Here is an 18,159-nt window from a genome sequence, read left to right as displayed (position 1 = left end):
CGCTGTGGGACCTGCACTGTCGGGCATGTGGGCAGTCTTATTCTTGAAAGCGGTTTTGATAACGCAGCCGCCAAATCAACAAGCCACAGAGACAAAAGATAAAAGCCGACGGATACAGATATTCGTTGTCGAAGCGCAAAAACAGGATACTGCCGACACAGACATACAGGAACGGCTGCAGTTCATATAACCAGAACGGCATATGCCACAGCCCATCGCCGCCGGATTTCTGGTTCAGCCGGCGTCGCTCCGCCCGCATGATCCAGACCATAGCGCCGGCATTAAATAACAGCACACCAGCCCAGCCACCGAGCGGATGTGCCAACAATGCAAAGCAGGCAATGCCTGCGACAAGGTACAGATAAGGTAAACTTTCGTAGAGCTGCGACGGTAACATCCTAATACCCAAAGCTGCAGAACAAGGTACCGGTGTTGTACTGCAATTAGTTATAAAAGTAAAATCTGTTAACAATTCAATGGTTTTTGTCTCTTGAACATCCTGGCAGCCGGCCTCAGATCCAGAGCAATCAGGTTTTTCACTCTGTCTTGCAAAGGAAATCTTTTATGTTGAAACAACTGCTGGCTTCGGCGGGTATCGGTGCGTGCAAAATTGATACGCAGCTGCAATCGAATCAATGTGAGCCGGGTGGCTGCCTGAAAGGTCAGATCCTGATCCAGGGCGGCGCTGTGGCGCAGCAAATCAATGGCTTCAGTCTGGCGCTGATGACCCGGGTCAAAGTCAGTACTGACAATGGCGAGCACTATCAGAACTTCTGCCTGCAACGTTTTCGCCTCAGCGACGCGATGCAGGTAGCGCCTGGTAGTCAGCAACAGATCCCGTTTGAGCTGCGCCTGAGCGCCGAATTACCGGTGACGCATTTGCCGCATCATACCGTTGGCAAAGTCTGGCTTTGTACTGAAGCCGATATAACCATGGCGCTGGACCCGTCCGACAACGATTTATTGCGCATCGATGCCTCGCCACTAGTGCTGAATAGTATCAGCGCCATGCTGGAGCTTGGCTATCAGCTGCAAAAAGTCGACGTGGAAAAAGGTTATCTGCAGGTGCCGGGCAAACGCAGTCAAAGTGGCTGCTATCAGGAATTTGAGTTCCGGCCGCGCCAGTGGTTGTCCGGCGTCAAAGAAGTTGAGTTGTCGTTTATTCCGGACGGGGCCGACACATTATTGCTGGTCGAAGTAGACCGGGCCTTTCGCGGTGACAGTTACCGCACGGTGCGGTTATCGCCACAAACCAGCAGCGCACAAATCCAGCAGGCGCTGCGCGGTATCCTGGGCTAAGCCTTCGAACGGCCTGACGCTTGCACCGCAGCCTTTTCACCGGTACAACTAACAGCATGATCTGTTTTGCTGCCGGTGGAAACGCGGATGCGCTACCTGTTGCTGTTTGTCCTGTTATTGCCTGCTGTTGGCGGCGCCGCAGAGTTTGTGCTGACGCCGCTGATTTGCGTGCAGCAAAAATACCATAGCTGCGCCATCACCCTCAAAGTGCGCTGGCAGCAAAGCGCGCCGGCCTGCCTGTTTTTACCGCCGAATACGGAACCGTTGCTGTGCGGCCCGGCCGGGCTGCAACAAGAGTTGGCGCTGGTGCTGGATAAAGACAGCAAGTTTGAACTGCGCGCGGCCGACAGCCAACAAATGCTGGCCGAGCGCACCATCAAAGTCCTGACCATTGATTTTAATGCCGGCGACAAATTACTGAAACGCAGCCGCTGGGGCAGCCAATGAGCCGGCAACATATTTTGCTGGTTGAAGATGACCAGGAACTGGCAAAGCTGGTGGCAGATTATCTGCAAAGCGAAGACTACACCGTCATGGTGTGCAGCAATACGCTCAAAGCGAAAAAACTGCTGGCAACCCAAGGCTTTGACTTGCTGATTTGCGATGTGATGTTGCCAGGCAGCAGCGGTTTTGTGTTGGTGCAGCAAATCCGCAGCCAGTTTAAAGGCCCGATTCTGTTTATGACCGCGCAGACCACAGTGACAGCCCAGTTGCATGGCCTCGAGCTCGGCGCGCAGGATTATCTGCTCAAACCGATAGACCCGCGGTTGCTGCTGGCAAAAATCCGCGTGTTTTTACCCTTGCCGCAACAACAGGCTGTGGCCAATCCGCTGTTGCAACAAGACAACCTGCGGATAGACCGGCTGTCCGGTCAGGTCAGCCTCGCCGGGTTCCCGCTGAATCTGACCAACGCCGAATTGCAGTTGTTGATCACACTGCTGGAGCATTTTCCGCTGGCAGTATGCCGGGAACGGCTGTTTCGCGAACAGCTGAACCGCGAATATGACGGCACCGACCGCACTATCGACGGCCGGGCCTCTCGCTTACGCAAAAAACTGCAGGCGGTGGACCCGCGTTGGAATATCCGCAATGTCTGGGGCCAGGGTTACAGCATCAGCGTAAGCACAGCCGGAGATGCCGGATGAGCGCCACCTTATTGCGGTTTTATCTGGCGGTAGTGCTGATGGTGCTGCTGCTGTTTTTCAGCCTGAATCAGCTGTATAGCTGGGTGTATCAGGGCGATCAGATGACCGTGGCCGCCCGCACTATGCTGCACAATGTGTATCAGCATAGTCAGGCTGAGCATCAGCTCAGTTGCCGCCTGAGTATCGACAACGATTGCGCTGGCAGTCTTTACGTACTGATCGCCAAAGATTTATGGCAGCCGCAGCCTGGTGTCAGTTATGGCATTGAAGTATTACGCGACGGTGCCGGCAATGCGTCGATGTGTGCCGAAATGGCTAACGGCGACCTGATGTGTTTAAGCGAGTTAAACCTGCCACAAGGTGCGGATTTCACCATTGATTTGGTGCATGTCTTTTTGGTATTGCTGCTGTTGGCGTTATTTTGGTTCAGCCGCAATGTGTTTAAAGATGTGGAAACCTTGCGGGTCAGTGCACTGCAGGAAGTGCGGCAGGGCCGTTTACCGGATTTCCGCCTCAGTAAACAATCTTATCTGCAACCGCTGGCCCGCTCGTTAACGCGAATGAACCAGACCATCACCAATCTTAATCAGCTGCAGCGCGAAATGGCGGATACGGTCTGCCATGACATCAAAACCCCGCTGGCGCGGCTGCGCTTTATTCTGCACGGTATGGAAAGCCGGATGAGCGATGGTCAATATGCGCAGGTTGAGCGCAATCTGCAGGAAATTGAACACAATGTATACGATTATCTGCGCCTGGCGCAGCAGGATTTTCGCGCCGATTTGGAGCTGAGTCAGGTGCAACTCAGTGTTGTGGTGGCGGAATTGCTGGAAAAATTCCGCGCCAATACCGAACACGACCTGAGCTGGCACGGCGACAGCAGCCTGATCATTCAGGCCGATGCCAAATTGTTAGCCCGCGCTTTGTCTAATCTGCTCAGTAATGCGCTGCGTCATTGTGCGCATCAGGTGCATGTGGAGCTGAGCCGGCAGGGCAACGACTGCCGCATTGATGTCAGTGACGACGGCGCCGGCTGGCAGCAGGCGGTGCGGCGCGACGATCAGGTGCCGCATCATGGCATTGGCCTGGCGATAGTGCGGCGGGTTGCACACCAGCATGGCGGCGAACTGCTGCAGCTGGAACGGCCCGGCGGCGGTGCTATCGCCCGCTTGCAACTGCCGGTGGGCAATGCTGACACTGGTGCTGCTGTGGCCGCTGCGACATAATAACGCCGGTGGCATCGGTCTGGTCCCTGTCGCAGGACAAACCAGCAGGAGACAATGTTGTTGAGGAATTATCTGGGGCGGTGGGCGCTGCTGTGGCTGTTATTGGCTGTGCTGCCGGCCCTGTCAGCGCATGCATCACAGGTCAAGACATCGCGGCCAGGCGACCTGCAACCAGACGCTACGCAGCCAAACGCCACGCAGCCAAACCAGCGGCAAACCGTGTATTACGGCGGTTATCAGCGGCAGGATTATTACATTGAATTATTGCAACTGGCGCTGAGTTATCCCAGCGGCAAAGATTATCAACTGAAAGCGTCCGGGCTGGATTTACCCAAACAACGCGCTTTTGACCTGATGAACGCCGGCGGTGGTATTGATGTGTTATTCGGCAGTGTCAACGCCGACCGGCTGACACGTTACCGCGGCGTGGCATTTCCATTGCTGCGTGGCTACAACGGCTGGCGGGTGGCACTGGTGAACCGCAACACACCGGATATGCTGCGGGGTATTCACAGTAAACAACATCTGCGGCGGTTAACCGCCGGCCAGTTCCTGACCTGGAGCGACACTCAAATTCTGCGCAGCAATGGCCTGACCGTCGCCACCAGCACCAACATCAACGGCTTGTACGGCATGCTGCAACGCGGTCGCATCGACTATTTTCCGCTCTCGGTGTTGGAAGTGGCTGAAGAGCTGGCCAAATATCCGCATCCGCAACTGATGATAGACCCGCATCTGCTGCTGATTTATCCCACCGCCACCTGGTTTTATGTCGCCAAAGACAACGAAACTTTGGCAACGGCGTTACTGCAGGGCCTGCAACAGGCCGAACGCGACGGCAGTTTTGACCGGCTGTTCCAGCGTTATTTCGGCGCTGCCCTGAAGCAGCTGAAACTGGAAAGCCGCAGCCGTATTCTGCTGGATAATCCGCAGTTGCCGGCGGCGACTGAGCTGAAGTAGCCGTTAGCGTTGATGCTGACGATGTTGGGTATCTGTAGGCGCTGCAGCAAAATGACAGCCCTGCTGGTGAGCACTGATCACTTCTGCTGGAAATGACTGACCAGGCATCTGGTGATTTTGAACGGATTGGGGTAGAAAAAAGGACACCGGTTATGGGTGTCCTTTTGTTTCTGATTAGTAGTGTTACGTCCTATTCATCATCTTCGTTTTCTTCAATCTTCTTTTTTTTACTCAGCTCTGGAGGGTTGAATATTAAGTACACATATGCACAGCACACACACAACAGTCCACTTGTATAAAGAATCATATAAAAATAATACTTTACTGGCGTTTCATCTCTTACCGCATCTTGACCTGTTCTACCACCTGTTACACCTGTAGTGTAAAACAGATAAAGGCATCCAGATAATATTAGTATCAATACCAACAATGTGATGCCTGCTCTAGATAAAACAAATTTCATTTATTTTTATCCCCTTCAGGTGTGCTTCCACCTTTTTTCACTTCATTTTTCTCGTGTTTTTCTTTTACATACCATTCCATGCCTTTGGACATGGCAAATTTACCTAATTCTTTACCAGCATTGATCGCCATCGCAACCTTTCCACCTTTTAGGTCTTCAATATCCTTTATGTCAACATTAGCTTCAACGGTTTTCCCAACCATTTCACCTGCTACTACGCCGGTCAGAGTCGCCACGCTTCCATCAGTTACTAGTTCTTTTACACCAGCGACTGCCGTTGCTGCTAAGCCGCCGATGCCAGGTACGAGGCCACCAGCTTCCAAATAACCGTCAACCAACATTTCGCCTGCTTGCTCCATGCCAGCCACAAACATATCACCACCTTCTTTAAAGCTCTCTCGTGTCAACGTCGCATTATCCGAGTCACCTTGAACAATGAAAGGGTTTCGTCCATCAGGGTCCGTAAACTTATACGGATTATTATTCGCATAAGCATACCGGTTAAACATCATCGGGTTACCAGCACTAAACCCCACCGGATCATTCGAGTAGAACCTGCCAATCACTGGGTCATAATACCGCTGCTGCATATAAAATAATCCGAATCACGATCCAGATTATTTTCTTTTCAAAAGAAGGGATTAGATAGTTAAGGAGAGAGTTGTGCGTCCGTGGCAGCTTTTAAAAGAGCATCCCAATCATCCGGGGGATTACCTGACTTTAGCATCTTTGCAAACACTTTGTAAGCATCCGACTTACTGTCGTAGGCTCGTTTGCTGTCGTCATCATTGACCCACGCATAAACAATAATTTTCGATTCAAGATGATAACGAAAGAATAGCCGATACTGCTGAAAAAATTTGGCACGAAACCAATGTTTATTATTATCGCCTAAGGTCGTCCCTTGACGATAGTCTGGCAACGTTGGGTCTTGAGGGATAATCTCAAAGGCCAGCTTATAAATAGCCGCTAACCGCTTCGTGTCGTTTTTCTTAATGTACCCTTGTGGATCTTTTGCTTTTAATGCCTCTACTTTGTCTTTCAACGTTTGGTACTGCTGTGCAAAAAGAGGATGGGTAAATAGCGTCCAACCATTGACCACCATCGGAACATTGTCTGGCAAAGTTATTCATCCTCATCAGACAATGCTGCATCCAAATCCACTTCTACCCCAGTGACCAGCGATGCCACGCTCTGACGCATACTCGCTGATAATGGTTGTAACTTTTCAGGATGCTTTTGCATATCAACAGCCAAAAAGGATAAAAACTGGTCCAGCACAGGATCAGTTTCCGCCGTATCAGCTCGTTGCATCAGCACGCTGCCATCGGATTGGATGATGTATTTAATCTTGTCTTTCTTATCCAGATGCAATGCCTGACGCACAGGACTTGGTACTGTTGTCTGGAAACGATCTGTCAATGTTGATTCTGCTTCCAAAGCCATTTGTGCAAACATGATGTTCTCCGCAGGTTGAAGCTGGCTAATAACGGCTAGTTTAGTCTCAAAGCGGAGGTAATGCAAATGCATTACCTTCGTACAAGTAGTTAAAATAGCCGCTGCTTGCTCAGCGCTGACGGATGAGATTTCCCGTAAACTTCTGCCAGCTTAGAACGAGAGACATGGGTATAGATTTGTGTTGTTGAGATATCGGCGTGCCCCAGCATTTCCTGCACATGCCTTAAGTCTGCGCCGTTATTCAGCATGGTTGTGGCCGTTGCGTGCCGAAACAGGTAACAAGACCCCGCCCGTTTGATACCTGCTAACTTTACATAGCGGGATACCATATCTGACAGTTTGTGGGGCTCGTAGCGTTTACCATTGTTTGCAAGAAATAAGGTGCTACCTGAAGCCAAGAATGCAATACGTGGCCTGACTTTACTCAGATAAAGCGCTATCCATTCGCAACCTCGCTCACTGATGGGCACAATGCGTTCCCGGCCTCCCTTGCCTTTTCTGATCCTGACCAGTTGCTCGTTCAGATCAATGTCTTCAATATCCAAATTTGCCAATTCGGTACGGCGAATACCAGTCGCAAAAAAGGTTTCCAAAATAGCTCGGTCCCGCAGCCCGGTAAAACCAAATAGCAGAGATTGATCTAAGACCTTCTGGATCTCATTCTCAGTAAAAATAGCTTTTGGCAGAGGACGTCCGATCTTGGGTAACTCGATGTGTTCCAGTGCGTTCGTACTCAAAACCCCTTTGATATAGAGTTTTTCAACGAAAGTTTTCACAAACGTGAGATAACCGCGTTTGACGGCAACAGTCATCGGTTTGCCATCCAGCGGTTTACGATAGCTGTTAAGGCAATGCATATAGTCGTCCATCAGGTCGAGACTAATTTGATCAACAAAATAGACCGACCGCGCCAAACACCATTTGAAAAACTTGGCTAGTCCGGCACGTTTGTTGATAATAGTGTCAGGCGCATCTCCCTTCGCCTGACACAGCTGTAGATAGTAGCGAACACAACGCCAGATCCGTTTAGTGGTGGGTTTTTCCATAGATCACCTCCTTAACGAAGGACCAACCGTCTTGAACATGGGCTCCCAGTTCTGGCTTCTGCCAGTGGATCACTGGCGAATGCCAATGGCGAAGTCTGTGGCAGAAGCGATATCCCACCGCTGAAATGACGTTTCCGAGATCATCAACAGAAGGAAAAACGACACAACCGCGAAACCGCTCACTGCCGGTCGAATGGATTAGGCCGACCGTTTGCAACATGCCCCTCATCGCTCCCCCTGCCAAAGTTTTTGTTTTTGGGATCTTTGTTCCTAACGTCCGATCACAGACTCCAATAAATTTATGATCACGAAGTGCATCGGGAATACGAGCAGAATGCTGCACAAAGTACTGCATATCTTCCCGCTCCCCATAGCGCTGAAAGTAATATTCGAAGGTTTGCTGGATGTAAATATCTTCAAGGTTTAGTTGCCCCAACAAATGCTTGTAGGAGCGTTGAGTAGCTTGGCTCATTGCGCACCTCCATTAACACCGAGTTTGCTGCGAATTGAACCACCTTGTTTGCGATCAATATGATGAGCATTATGAATAATTCGGTCTAAGACAGAATCAGCAATAGTCGGATCACCAAATGCTTCGTGCCAGTCAGACATTGGGTACTGCGAAGTAATGATCAGTGATGCGTTTTGGTCGCGTGATTCAATGAATTCAAACAACAAATGCCGTTGTGACGCACTTAACGGCGCAACGCCCCAATCATCGATCACTACTACCGGAGCACGATTGAGCTTTTTACAGTACTGCGTAAAGCGCTCTCCCTTGTCTGCGGCAATAAGTTGCAGCAGCAATTCGTTGTAACGAAAAAACAATACAGCGTAACCTGCCATGATCACCTGATTGGCCAAACAACAGGCTAAATACGTTTTACCTGATCCAGTTGGGCCGCAAATAACAACATGCTGGTTGTTATACAACCAGTGCAGCTCAGCGAGATCCGCAATCTTGGCGGGGCTCAGGCCGGGATGATACCCGTAATCTATCATGGCGACAGCTGCATTAGGCCAGCGCAGTCTCGCTTGTTTTTGCAGTCTGTTAATGCTCCGATTGATGCTGGACGTCTCTTCAGCCAGCAGCAAGTGATCGAGCCGAACCAGAAAACTTTGTGTGTCGTAGGCTTTCGAAGACAACTGATTCTGCAACGCTACCAAGAATCCGTTAAGTTTTAACTTCTTACATCTTGTTTCAATATTTTCCCTAAGCTTCATGATGATCTCCGTAGTATCCACGGCCACGCACATTTTCATGTGATGCAATGTAAGCTGGCAGGTTCTGAATACCATCTTGCTCACCTTGCGCACGCACAATCAACTCGATATCAGAAACACTGGTCATACCTTGGCGCAAGCCATAACCGCAGGCATCATCAAGTACACGAATGCCGTTTTTAGTACTGATGTTCATCAGTGCGCGGCAACGTTTTCCAATGCTACGAGAGTAAGGATTTGATACTTTCGAGTACCACAGCGCTACGAGTTCGCCAATATGTGCGCCTGACGCCGCAGCCCAACCCATATTTTTCTGCATATCATTGCTTTCCAAATCAGCCCGGTGGTCTGGATGCATGTGTTCTATGAGCATGGTTGCACCAAGTGGCTCATCAACTAATGCGTGCTCGGCAACTAGCTGATGCAAATGAACGACACGTAGATGCGTCAGCGTGATATACACTTCCACAACTTCCCCAACGATACTGAAAGGTACAGAGTACTGATGTTTCTTATGTTCAACGGTGTACTCTGGTGACACCTGTTGCAGTTTCTTATCGATGATGAGGTCGAAATCGGTGGACGGGAGTGGTTTTAACAGCGGCTTCTCGTTTTTGTTAAACAGGTCATTACGAGAAAAATTCAGGCCTTGGAAATTGAGATTGTTTAACATCTCTACTTGATTCATCAAGTGCAGATTAACTTCCTGCAAACTAAAAAAATCCCTGTCCTTGTTCATTGGAATGAGAATACGCTGGGTGACAAATTTGACGGCAAGCTCCACCAAAGATTTGTCCTGCGGATGGCCGACACGACAGGAATCCAAAAGACACTTGTAATGTTCGGCGAAGCTGTTTATGTTTTCTACAAAGGTAGGGATCAACCCCGGATGTGAAACTAGCGCTTTTGCATTGTCCATTACGACGACGTCGGTAACACCACCGTAGTAGATAAACATTTGACGCATCGCTTCAATCCAATCGGCTGTCGTTTCGCCGGGGGTCGCAAAGGAAAATATTTTCTGACTAGCCCCCAGCAAAGCAACGAATACTTTTACCCAAATCTTTTCCCCTTCTAAATTGTAATAAACTCTCGTGCCCGCATAATCAATAAAGACGCTCTCTCCCGCCGCATGCAACTGTTTCATGCTCAATTTGCAACGTTTGAGAGCTTTTTGCACCTTCCGACAAAACTGAGAATAGCTCATCGCAGTAACGGGGTCTTCAACTTGGTACTCAAGATAAAGAACCGTCAGCGATTTGCGCTTTGATTTCGATTGAATACGCTCCTCGACAATGTAGGGTAAATTGATCTGTCGTTTTTTACTGTCATGTTCGAGATTTGGGAATAAGGACGCTACCAGTTGTTTGTCACTCAACTGCTCGGCCAACAAATGATCAATTTGATGTTTTTCACAACGTTTGTTCAATCGCACCATCGATGATGGTGATGCTAGTGCCAATCCCGCCTGTTGGCGAATGCTAATGTACGGCAGCACGAATTTCGCTCGAATGCCTGCCCTGATTTGGTTCGGTGATAACATTTGTTTTTACCTTTATTCTGCTAAAATAAAGGCACAGAGTGGCCTACAAGAAAAATACAATCTTTCTTGACATACGGCCCACTTACAACGACACTTAATCTCGATATCTATACCAAAGATGTTTTAAAAAAGCCCTAGAGTTGCCGCTCTATTGGGCTTTTGTCGTTTCTGCGCCAGATAAAATTGTTTATTACAACGATTGTTTAGTCTGTTCAGTTAGCTAATCATCGTTTTTCTCCTCTTCAAATGCTTGCTCTGCTAAAAATTTCGCAACGTCTTTTACTAATGCAAATTTCCCACGACGATGTGGCATTTCAAATGTGTGTACAGGAAACACGTCTCTTAATATTGCCTGCTTGAGCGCATCCACCGACCGAAAGTTTAATACTCGATGTAATTGCTTCAGCGTGAGAATTGGAGCGCCATGAAGTTTCAACAAATCTTCCTCTAGGGCTTTTGCCAGTTCCTGCTTTTCAGTTTCACTCAAGTAAGTCCTCCTCCTTTTGCTTATGAACGGAACATTTAGGCTAGACTTAGGATTCTCCCAAATCATTGTTTTCTTAAAAACCAAACCTGAGCTTCCGAAGAAATAGAAAATAAATATCAAACAAGTGGTTAGCTCGTTCCCAGTTGAGCCAAACAAATGAAAATGGTCAGTGAACTCAATATTTGTGTAGAAAATAATCGACATTTATTCTCAAGCAGGTTGGCATTTTCTAGCTATCAACAGTTGCGGTATGACTTGAGGAAAGCTTTTACACAGGTGGCTTTTAGTGACTATCTGGAAAGAAATAGCTTTAATTCTGTACGAGACCTAACGAATTACTTGGGGTCAAAGGAAAGGCATTGCTACAACGCCCCAAATGAAATTGACACCACAAGGTTTAATAGCGAGCTAGCGAGCAATTATTGGTACAAGCTTGAGAAAGGGCAGCCAATTCGTAATCGCAAAACGATTTTCTCCGTTGATGACGCTATTGGCCTACTTAACTTGCTTGGTTTACGTCATCAGTTTTGGATGTTGCTAAATAGAAGCATAAGCGTTTGTCTGAGCGCATATCGCCTACCAATAGAGCTAAGAAAGCAAATTTTTATCCGGCACAATTTTCATAGAAATCTTTCGGCTGAAGCATTCAGTCGCAACATTAAACGTCAATACACATGTCAACTTGAAAAATTATATGCAAACAAGTCAATTGATTCTCTGCATGCATTAACATTACTGTACATCGGATATGAATACCGAGATGGTTTTCAACAAAGCAGAAAGGCCGAAAAATATTTGTATGCCTTATTTCTATATTTGATGGCGTACAAGTATAAAATCTTAAATGCATTTGAAATATTCATTTATTTGGCATTTCTACTCGAATGTAACTCTCTTTATAAAAGAAAATCAAGCCAACTCTTGAATGTCACACAATTTGAAGTCGATTTATCTGTGGTAAAAGGTATTGTTCACTCAACCAGTTCACTTCCCAAAGCCGACAAAGAAAAATTTATTAGCGATAAAATTATCAATTACCTTAACAGTCAGCCATGCCACCGTTACTTTGCCAGTTACGAAAGTAAATAGTGGGCAAGGAATTAATATGAGAAAAATTATTTCCGTTTCACCATCAAGCGAATTGTGTTTCACGTTAGTAAATGTAGATGCGTCACGACACTGAAGTTATCTCGGTCATTCTGAAAGAATATGCAATTGCATAATGACGTTTAAATGGCACATGATTACCAAAATTCTGAAACATAAAAACTTATCAGGCTAACACTAAAATTGCTTGGTTATGAAACATGCATCAATATCAACGGACAAATATTATCTATAAAAATAATTACACACAATCTACTCACCTAACGTATGCCTGATAAAATACCCTCAGGAATACGATTACCGGTAGCATAGCGATGAGTGGCATCATAATTTTTCAAACTGAATTACCTAGACAGCAGTAAAATAGCTAAATAATTAGCCCTCAAAGCCCACCAAGGTGGATTATTGCAAAGTGTACAATAAATCACCTCGCAGAAAATGAATTTCATTGAAAATATACTCAAGCAGTTATATTGAAAACACCAAAAATACACTATAGAAAATAGCAGGGATTCCATTAAGCGTCTTTAAGGCTCCAACAAATCTTAATATTATTCCACTAAACACTTCACAGAAAATAGACTAGTCTTTCAACATAGTCATCGTTGACATTTGCACACTCATAAGTATGAAAAGAAAACTGATCAGACGTAATAAAATCAAAATTTCTGAACTGTTAAAACAGTCTGCCACAAAAATGCTTCCAGCCCTCATCGAAGTAAGTAATGCGACTTTCGAATCGATCACCAGAAGCAAACAACGAGGACAGAAATGCTACCAAGCGCGACTTCGCAGACAGGAAAAACTTAATCCACGCCAGCTCAAAAAGCTGCGAAAAAAACAACAACGCTCCGGCCTGATTGGCAGCAAATTCGCGGGTATGTGTAAAACTCAACTCAAGCCTGCGGCTGCAATTTTCAAGTCAAGCCCGCCAAATGGTTGATATAATTGAGTTTGCATTTGCTATGAATATTGACAGCTAACTGTCTGAAATCTACCAGAGCGATATCGGCAACACGAAGAATTCTTTAGCCATGATGTTTCGCGTTGTAACTCAACTCAAGTTGTTCGATCAGCGCGGCATCACCAAAGCTGTAAATGTCGGGAATATCTAAGTTTATGATTTTATTTAAGAAGCGCCGACCTGTGTATTGCTCAATTCTGCTTATATGCAGCAACTCCATTACGCAAATAAGATCTGCCCATTCCAGAAGATCTTCAGTGCATAAAGTAGTCCCATGACGACGGCACTCTTTTTGGGAAAGGCCTGCCGATTTATACACATTCACCGGATCTTTTGCTGCAAAATGCAGCTCCGCTGTTTTGCTGCGATTAAGATTTGCGGTACACAAAAACAGAATATTCATAATGAAGCCTCCTAACGGGATCAGGTTAGCACCCCACTGCAAAGTACTCCAATTGATGAGTGGTCTGTTCTTGTTGGCAGCACATTTGACGATATGTGTAAAACATCACTGAAGTTTGTGGCAGCTATTCAGATCAACACTGGCAACTAGTTATCGACTTTCAATTGACCACCTCATTAAAAATTCGTTTTACCACTTGTTGTGAATCGATCTGACCAGCAGTTGCAACAACCTAAAACTCAAGAAATCGCGACTGCGTGCAAGAATACCATGTTAAGTATTTGAGTTATAAGCAGCATGAAAACAACTTAAGAGTAAGCAATAAGTTTATTTCCGCAACTTACGAGCATAGAACCGACTTTCGAGTTCCTTGAACCACTACTAATGTTTATATCTTGTTGAATCTTGACGCAAAAGCAGATAGCTTAAACTAACAATTTCGATAAAAGACAGTCCAAGTTAAGGTATCTATATCGCGCAATTGACATCTCAGTTGCGCAGTTCAGCAGCTACATAAGGTATTCATATGAATAATGATCAAGAATTAGCACACAGAATAAAAATCAAGTTTGGCACTGCCCCAAGCGAACCTACGACTTACCAGTTGGACAGAATAAAGCAGGAGATACAGGCTTTAGTAGCAAAAGGAATTACTCCTACCGACAAAGACTGGGCAGATATAGTTAAAAAATACTGCCCTGATGCCGGACGTTACATTTACAAAGGTGCTGATACTTCTGACCTTATCACCCTGATGCAACTAGCAACAAAAAAATAGGACGTTTGACATGAGTATGAAAGGCCTTAAGAAGGAACTTGAAGCTGCTCTGTTAATTACTGATTGGTCTCCCACTGAAAGCGATCTTAGAGAGATTGCATTACAGATTAAGGGGCTCAAAGGTAAAGCTTCGAAATTAGATATTGAGAAAATAGTCTCTGCGGTGGTTGGTCCATACGAATACATGATCTTAGGTGGCGTCGATAATACCGATCTGACAACTTTGCTTCTTTTAGCAACGAAAACGACTGATTAATGATGACTAATGAGCAAGCGGTTCTCCTAGCTGAGGCAGAAATTGAAAAGTTGAAGCAAGCTTACATGGCACATCTCAACCCTGTTGTTCTTAAAATTCATATGAATGGAGAAAATCCTTCTCTACAAGATTTACTTTTATGCCAGAAATTAGGTGCGCAGTATTTTAACTTCATTGAAAACTTTGTTGGCAACAGTGGGTTATTAGGTGCTCATGCAAATGGGAAATGGGTTACGGGTTTTGCTGAGTCCTGCCATAGTTACTTAGGAGCCTTTGTAGTTCATGTGAACTTTCTTCGAAGTCATTCTGACACTCTTAAAGGTGCTTTAGAGAGTCCCAATGTTGGGGCCTATGCGAACATGCAAAGAATGACAAAAGAGTATCTTCCAAAAAAACAGTGGCAGCAATTAGAATCGCTTTTCAAAACAAATAGTCTTCCAACAGCAGGATTCGAATACGCAGGAGCAAATGATTTGAATGACACACCTAAATGGCAATTATTACTAGGTTTAGCTGTTGGCCTATTGTTTGCATTTATAGTGCTCGTTTCAGCTATATTGATTCCAAACCCAACTGCTACGCAGTTTTTTATTTTCAGAGGCGTGTTTGCTATTTCTCTTGCTGCAATCGCAGCTATTATTCCCGGCCTACTTAATGTGGAGTCAAGATTTCAAAAATTCTCCATAAAAGCGACTGGTGCAATTGCTGTGTTTGTCATTGTTTGGCTGTTAAATCCTCCAGCTTTGGTAGGCGGTTAACAATGTGCGTGTCCTGACAATCAATCTTTAAGAATTTTATTCTACCGTGTGTTCGGTGCTGTGTACTATAAACTAAATCGTATTAACATAAGGAATAAATAAATGGCCGATCCTAGAGCATTCATTAGTTTCGACTTTGACCATAATCTTACAGAAAAAAACCTATTCGTAGGTCAATCTAAACATTCAAAAACACCATTCTCCATTCAAGACTGGTCATCAAAGGCATCTCTACCGCAATCCCAATGGGAAGCTTTAATAAAAAGTAAGATTGGCAAATGTAATATGCTCATTGTCCTGTGCGGAAAAACTATGGCAAGTGCTACTGGGGTTTCAAAAGAAATTGCTATGGCGAAGGAACAAGACGTCCCTATTTTTGGAGTTTATATTGGCGGGGCAAATACAACTAGCAACCTCCCAAGTGGTTTGCAGCGTAATCGAACCATTACATGGGATTGGGACAATATTGCAGCAGCTATAGATCAAATGATGACCGAAGGAAAAAATAAATAGGTACTCTCATGAAAAAGGCACTCATTGTGGGGATAAACGACTACCCATCATCCCCTTTGGGCGGTTGTGTAAATGACGCTAGCGCCTTAGCTACGGTATTAGAATCGAATGGTGATGGATCTCCCAACTTTGGTGTGCGCAAGATCACATGCCCTAGCACGAACATAACTAGGCCGATGTTACGTGAAGCAATTGAGCAGTTATTTGCAGGTGATTGCGATATGGTTTTGCTCTATTTTTCCGGGCATGGCTATATCAAAAGCACGGGAGGATACCTAGTTACTACTGACGCAAGAAAGTATGATGAAGGCGTCTCTATGGATGAGATATTAGCTTTAGCAAACAACTCAAAAGCTAGGAACAAGGTCATAATTTTCGATTGTTGCCACTCTGGTGCAATGGGCTCGCCAAGTATTTCTGGTAATGGAACTGCACAATTAGCAGAAGGAATGTCGGTATTAACAGCAAGTAGAGACATCGAGTATGCATTAGAGGCAAATGGTGCTGGCATATTTACATCACTTCTTATCGATGCTTTAAAAGGTGGCGCAGCAGATATTCGAGGCAATATAACACCGGGATCGCTTTACGCCTATGTTGACGAAGCCCTTGGGGCATGGGACCAGCGTCCAATTTTTAAGACAAATGTTACAAGCTTTTCGCCATTGCGAGTGATTCATCCTAAAGTACCATTTGAAACATTGCGTAAAATTAAACAGTACTTTCCAACGGCGGACTCTGAACATAAATTAGATCCTTCGTATGAAGATACAGATCCCAGTGCAAACCCAATAAATGTAAAAATTTTTAAAGATTTACAAAAATATCAAAGTGTCGGCTTGGTAGTACCAGTAAATGCAGAGTTTATGTATTTTGCAGCAATTAACTCTACGTCTTGTAGGCTAACTGCCTTAGGGTATCAATATTGGCGTCTCGTTAATGAAAAACGGCTGTAAATTGCATAATCAACGCATGTTGACGGGCAGGTATCCCACATATCTCTCTACTCCGGTCTATATACAGATGGATGCTTTAGCAGTTGGGTGCTTGAATTGGATACAATATCGGTGATGATGAAGCCAGCTAGGCAAATACTCATGAAAAACGATCACAGGGTCGTCCGAAAGAACACAATAATTCATAAGATTGCTTTAATGAGGATTTAAAAAATCAACCAAAAATTTCTTAAATGATTGTACGGCTTCAGGTTTTAGCGTTTCGATATACCTAAAAGTATCAGGCTCTGACATTATTGGGCCTGTCTTGAAATGTTTCTTCGTTATCTGTTTATAAAAGTTCTTAGCCCTATCACCCTCCTTTTTATTGGTAATTTGCTCGATACCAGAGACCACTAAATTTCCAGCGATATATTGACGATACAATTTTATTTCAATATTTTGAAACGGTAAAAAAATCACGTTATCAAGTCCATTTAGATAATCTTTCCCTTCTTGATCTCCATCCAGAACAGCAAGTACATTTTTTTGTTCCGAAAGGAAATTTTCTGTAGAATTTCTTTTCATTAGATCGATAACTTGAGTTGCCCCACCTATGTATATTATATGATACTGATAGAACATTTCAGCCCCAGATAATTTAATTAAAAATTCTAAGTAGTTAGCAAGACATAAATCCTCTGTAATTATATACTTATCAAAATCAACAAAACCATACATTATGCTTTTGATGAAGTTATAAGATCTTGGTGAAATTGATATTAGATCCTCTCCGATATTTTTCTCCATGTAATAGAGCTCATTGTCTTCAAGTGTCTTCATCAACGCTAAAGAATGAGTTGTGAATAATATATTTGTTTCATATCTATGGCAGTACTCTCTCAGAGCTTTGACCAGATTGACTTGAGCGCTTGCATCAAGAGAAATATCTATCTCATCAATTACAATTAATTTTTTTCCTTGCTGTATCTGCTTGAACAGATTAATAACAAAATATTCGCCAGAGCTAAAATAATCTTCCCTAATGTAAAATCTATCATCCTGATCTTTCAGAATAAAATAATAAATTGTCTTTTTGATTTCAGCCTGTTTTAACCCAGAAAAACGGTTATCGCCGTAAATTTTTTCTAGAAAAGATGCCAACTCAATTGAGGCTTCGTAGTCTCCAATCGCTATTTTCGCTCTAAGCTCTTCATCTATACCTGATAAACGACTAAAATGATTAAATCTTTCACCATGAGGTATTGGCAATTCCACCTTTATTTTAGACTTTAAATCTTCAGGAATATCCTGCTTGCTATCAATGCTTTTAATAAATCTATTGTAGGTGAAATTAATTTCATGAATTTCGTCAATAGAGTAACTGATGGAGCTATCTTCATTAAAGATATAAGGTGCAGCTGTTTCTTGAAAAGTATTGTTTACTGCGAAATTACGAATTGCACGTATCAACGTGGTCTTACCAACACCATTTTTTCCTGCAATGCAAATTAACTTGTTTTCCGACAAATCAAAAAAAACATATTGCTTTTTTATGTGCTGAACATTTTGCACGGTAATTGTAATTTTCAAA

At 44.7% G+C, this 18,159-nt stretch carries 24 protein-coding genes; 12 read left to right on the top strand and 12 right to left on the bottom strand.

The features are described 5' to 3' along the window. Positions 1-37: 37 nt before the first annotated feature. A complete protein-coding gene (locus ABNT34_RS10475; protein WP_348731354.1) occupies positions 38-397 on the bottom strand; it encodes a hypothetical protein in 360 nt (119 codons plus the stop codon). Between the two features lie 167 nt (positions 398-564). On the opposite strand from ABNT34_RS10475, the gene ABNT34_RS10470 reads away from it, so the two are divergent. From ABNT34_RS10470 to ABNT34_RS10450, 5 genes are all read left to right on the top strand, one after another. After that, positions 565-1,299, top strand: coding sequence for a sporulation protein (locus tag ABNT34_RS10470; RefSeq protein ID WP_348731352.1), 735 nt, complete (start codon positions 565-567; stop codon positions 1,297-1,299). An 87-nt stretch (positions 1,300-1,386) separates the two neighbouring features. Continuing rightward, positions 1,387-1,746: a DUF3019 domain-containing protein gene (locus ABNT34_RS10465; RefSeq protein WP_348731350.1), complete on the top strand. Its 360-nt coding sequence runs from the start codon at positions 1,387-1,389 to the stop codon at positions 1,744-1,746. Continuing rightward, positions 1,743-2,444: a response regulator transcription factor gene (locus ABNT34_RS10460; protein ID WP_348731349.1), complete on the top strand. Its 702-nt coding sequence runs from the start codon at positions 1,743-1,745 to the stop codon at positions 2,442-2,444. Before ABNT34_RS10465 ends, ABNT34_RS10460 begins: the two co-directional genes overlap by 4 nt. Continuing rightward, on the top strand, positions 2,441-3,670 hold the full coding sequence (locus ABNT34_RS10455; RefSeq protein ID WP_348731347.1) for an ATP-binding protein: 1,230 nt from the start codon (positions 2,441-2,443) through the stop codon (positions 3,668-3,670). The genes ABNT34_RS10460 and ABNT34_RS10455 overlap by 4 nt, the downstream gene beginning before the upstream one ends. Positions 3,671-3,727: 57 nt before the next feature. Beyond that, positions 3,728-4,630: a transporter substrate-binding domain-containing protein gene (locus tag ABNT34_RS10450; RefSeq protein ID WP_348731345.1), complete on the top strand. Its 903-nt coding sequence runs from the start codon at positions 3,728-3,730 to the stop codon at positions 4,628-4,630. A 190-nt stretch (positions 4,631-4,820) separates the two neighbouring features. On the opposite strand, the gene ABNT34_RS10445 is transcribed toward ABNT34_RS10450, so the two are convergent. The 9 genes from ABNT34_RS10445 to ABNT34_RS10405 form a co-directional block, all read right to left on the bottom strand. Next, the gene (locus ABNT34_RS10445; RefSeq protein ID WP_348731343.1) at positions 4,821-5,093 is read right to left on the bottom strand and encodes a hypothetical protein; all 273 of its coding nucleotides are present in this window, start codon (positions 5,091-5,093) and stop codon (positions 4,821-4,823) included. Next, complete coding sequence (locus ABNT34_RS10440) at positions 5,090-5,683, bottom strand: RHS repeat-associated core domain-containing protein (protein ID WP_348731341.1); 594 nt, start codon at positions 5,681-5,683, stop codon at positions 5,090-5,092. The genes ABNT34_RS10445 and ABNT34_RS10440 overlap by 4 nt, the downstream gene beginning before the upstream one ends. 59 nt (positions 5,684-5,742) lie before the next feature. After that, positions 5,743-6,216 carry a type II toxin-antitoxin system YhaV family toxin gene (locus ABNT34_RS10435; protein WP_348731339.1) on the bottom strand — a complete coding sequence of 158 codons (474 nt, stop codon included), beginning with the start codon at positions 6,214-6,216 and terminating at the stop codon, positions 5,743-5,745. A 2-nt stretch (positions 6,217-6,218) separates the two neighbouring features. After that, complete coding sequence (locus ABNT34_RS10430; protein ID WP_348731337.1) at positions 6,219-6,551, bottom strand: type II toxin-antitoxin system PrlF family antitoxin; 333 nt, start codon at positions 6,549-6,551, stop codon at positions 6,219-6,221. Positions 6,552-6,640: 89 nt separating this feature from the next. Beyond that, on the bottom strand, positions 6,641-7,597 hold the full coding sequence (locus ABNT34_RS10425; protein WP_348731335.1) for a tyrosine-type recombinase/integrase: 957 nt from the start codon (positions 7,595-7,597) through the stop codon (positions 6,641-6,643). Beyond that, positions 7,578-8,069 (bottom strand): hypothetical protein, encoded by a 492-nt coding sequence (locus ABNT34_RS10420; protein ID WP_348731333.1) that lies wholly within the window; start codon positions 8,067-8,069, stop codon positions 7,578-7,580. The genes ABNT34_RS10425 and ABNT34_RS10420 overlap by 20 nt, the downstream gene beginning before the upstream one ends. Further along, positions 8,066-8,821, bottom strand: a complete 756-nt coding sequence (istB, locus tag ABNT34_RS10415; protein ID WP_348731331.1) for an IS21-like element helper ATPase IstB — start codon at positions 8,819-8,821, stop codon at positions 8,066-8,068. Before istB ends, ABNT34_RS10420 begins: the two co-directional genes overlap by 4 nt. Continuing rightward, on the bottom strand, positions 8,811-10,364 hold the full coding sequence (gene istA / locus ABNT34_RS10410) for an IS21 family transposase (protein WP_348731330.1): 1,554 nt from the start codon (positions 10,362-10,364) through the stop codon (positions 8,811-8,813). Before istA ends, istB begins: the two co-directional genes overlap by 11 nt. A gap of 220 nt (positions 10,365-10,584) precedes the next feature. Next, on the bottom strand, positions 10,585-10,851 hold the full coding sequence (locus ABNT34_RS10405) for a hypothetical protein (RefSeq protein ID WP_348731329.1): 267 nt from the start codon (positions 10,849-10,851) through the stop codon (positions 10,585-10,587). 156 nt (positions 10,852-11,007) lie between these two features. Here ABNT34_RS10405 and ABNT34_RS10400 point away from each other — a divergent pair, with 156 nt between their 5' ends. Together ABNT34_RS10400 and ABNT34_RS10395 are read left to right on the top strand one after the other, a co-directional pair. Beyond that, positions 11,008-11,940 (top strand): hypothetical protein, encoded by a 933-nt coding sequence (locus ABNT34_RS10400; protein WP_348731327.1) that lies wholly within the window; start codon positions 11,008-11,010, stop codon positions 11,938-11,940. A gap of 646 nt (positions 11,941-12,586) precedes the next feature. After that, positions 12,587-12,901 carry a hypothetical protein gene (locus tag ABNT34_RS10395; protein WP_348731326.1) on the top strand — a complete coding sequence of 105 codons (315 nt, stop codon included), beginning with the start codon at positions 12,587-12,589 and terminating at the stop codon, positions 12,899-12,901. Positions 12,902-12,986: 85 nt separating this feature from the next. On the opposite strand, the gene ABNT34_RS10390 is transcribed toward ABNT34_RS10395, so the two are convergent. Continuing rightward, positions 12,987-13,325 (bottom strand): hypothetical protein, encoded by a 339-nt coding sequence (locus tag ABNT34_RS10390; protein WP_348731324.1) that lies wholly within the window; start codon positions 13,323-13,325, stop codon positions 12,987-12,989. A 526-nt stretch (positions 13,326-13,851) separates the two neighbouring features. On the opposite strand from ABNT34_RS10390, the gene ABNT34_RS10385 reads away from it, so the two are divergent. The 5 genes from ABNT34_RS10385 (at position 13,852) to ABNT34_RS10365 (ending at position 16,586) form a co-directional block, all read left to right on the top strand. Then, the gene (locus tag ABNT34_RS10385; protein ID WP_348731322.1) at positions 13,852-14,103 is read left to right on the top strand and encodes a hypothetical protein; all 252 of its coding nucleotides are present in this window, start codon (positions 13,852-13,854) and stop codon (positions 14,101-14,103) included. Positions 14,104-14,113: 10 nt separating this feature from the next. Beyond that, positions 14,114-14,359, top strand: a complete 246-nt coding sequence (locus ABNT34_RS10380) for a hypothetical protein (protein WP_348731320.1) — start codon at positions 14,114-14,116, stop codon at positions 14,357-14,359. Further along, the gene (locus ABNT34_RS10375) at positions 14,359-15,117 is read left to right on the top strand and encodes a hypothetical protein (protein WP_348731318.1); all 759 of its coding nucleotides are present in this window, start codon (positions 14,359-14,361) and stop codon (positions 15,115-15,117) included. The genes ABNT34_RS10380 and ABNT34_RS10375 overlap by 1 nt, the downstream gene beginning before the upstream one ends. Before the next feature lie 102 nt (positions 15,118-15,219). Then, a complete protein-coding gene (locus ABNT34_RS10370) occupies positions 15,220-15,630 on the top strand; it encodes a TIR domain-containing protein (protein ID WP_348731317.1) in 411 nt (136 codons plus the stop codon). An 8-nt stretch (positions 15,631-15,638) separates the two neighbouring features. Continuing rightward, positions 15,639-16,586, top strand: coding sequence for a caspase family protein (locus ABNT34_RS10365; protein WP_348731315.1), 948 nt, complete (start codon positions 15,639-15,641; stop codon positions 16,584-16,586). 195 nt (positions 16,587-16,781) lie between these two features. On the opposite strand, the gene ABNT34_RS10360 is transcribed toward ABNT34_RS10365, so the two are convergent. After that, positions 16,782-18,158, bottom strand: a complete 1,377-nt coding sequence (locus ABNT34_RS10360; protein WP_348731313.1) for an AAA family ATPase — start codon at positions 18,156-18,158, stop codon at positions 16,782-16,784. Between the last annotated feature and the right edge of the window lies 1 nt (position 18,159).

This window comes from Rheinheimera texasensis (genome assembly GCF_964031785.1).
GTDB classification, from domain to species: Bacteria; Pseudomonadota; Gammaproteobacteria; order Enterobacterales; family Alteromonadaceae; genus Pararheinheimera; species Pararheinheimera texasensis_A.
The sequence above is the reverse complement of the archived record's forward strand: the minus strand, read 5'-3'. Positions and strand labels throughout refer to the sequence as shown.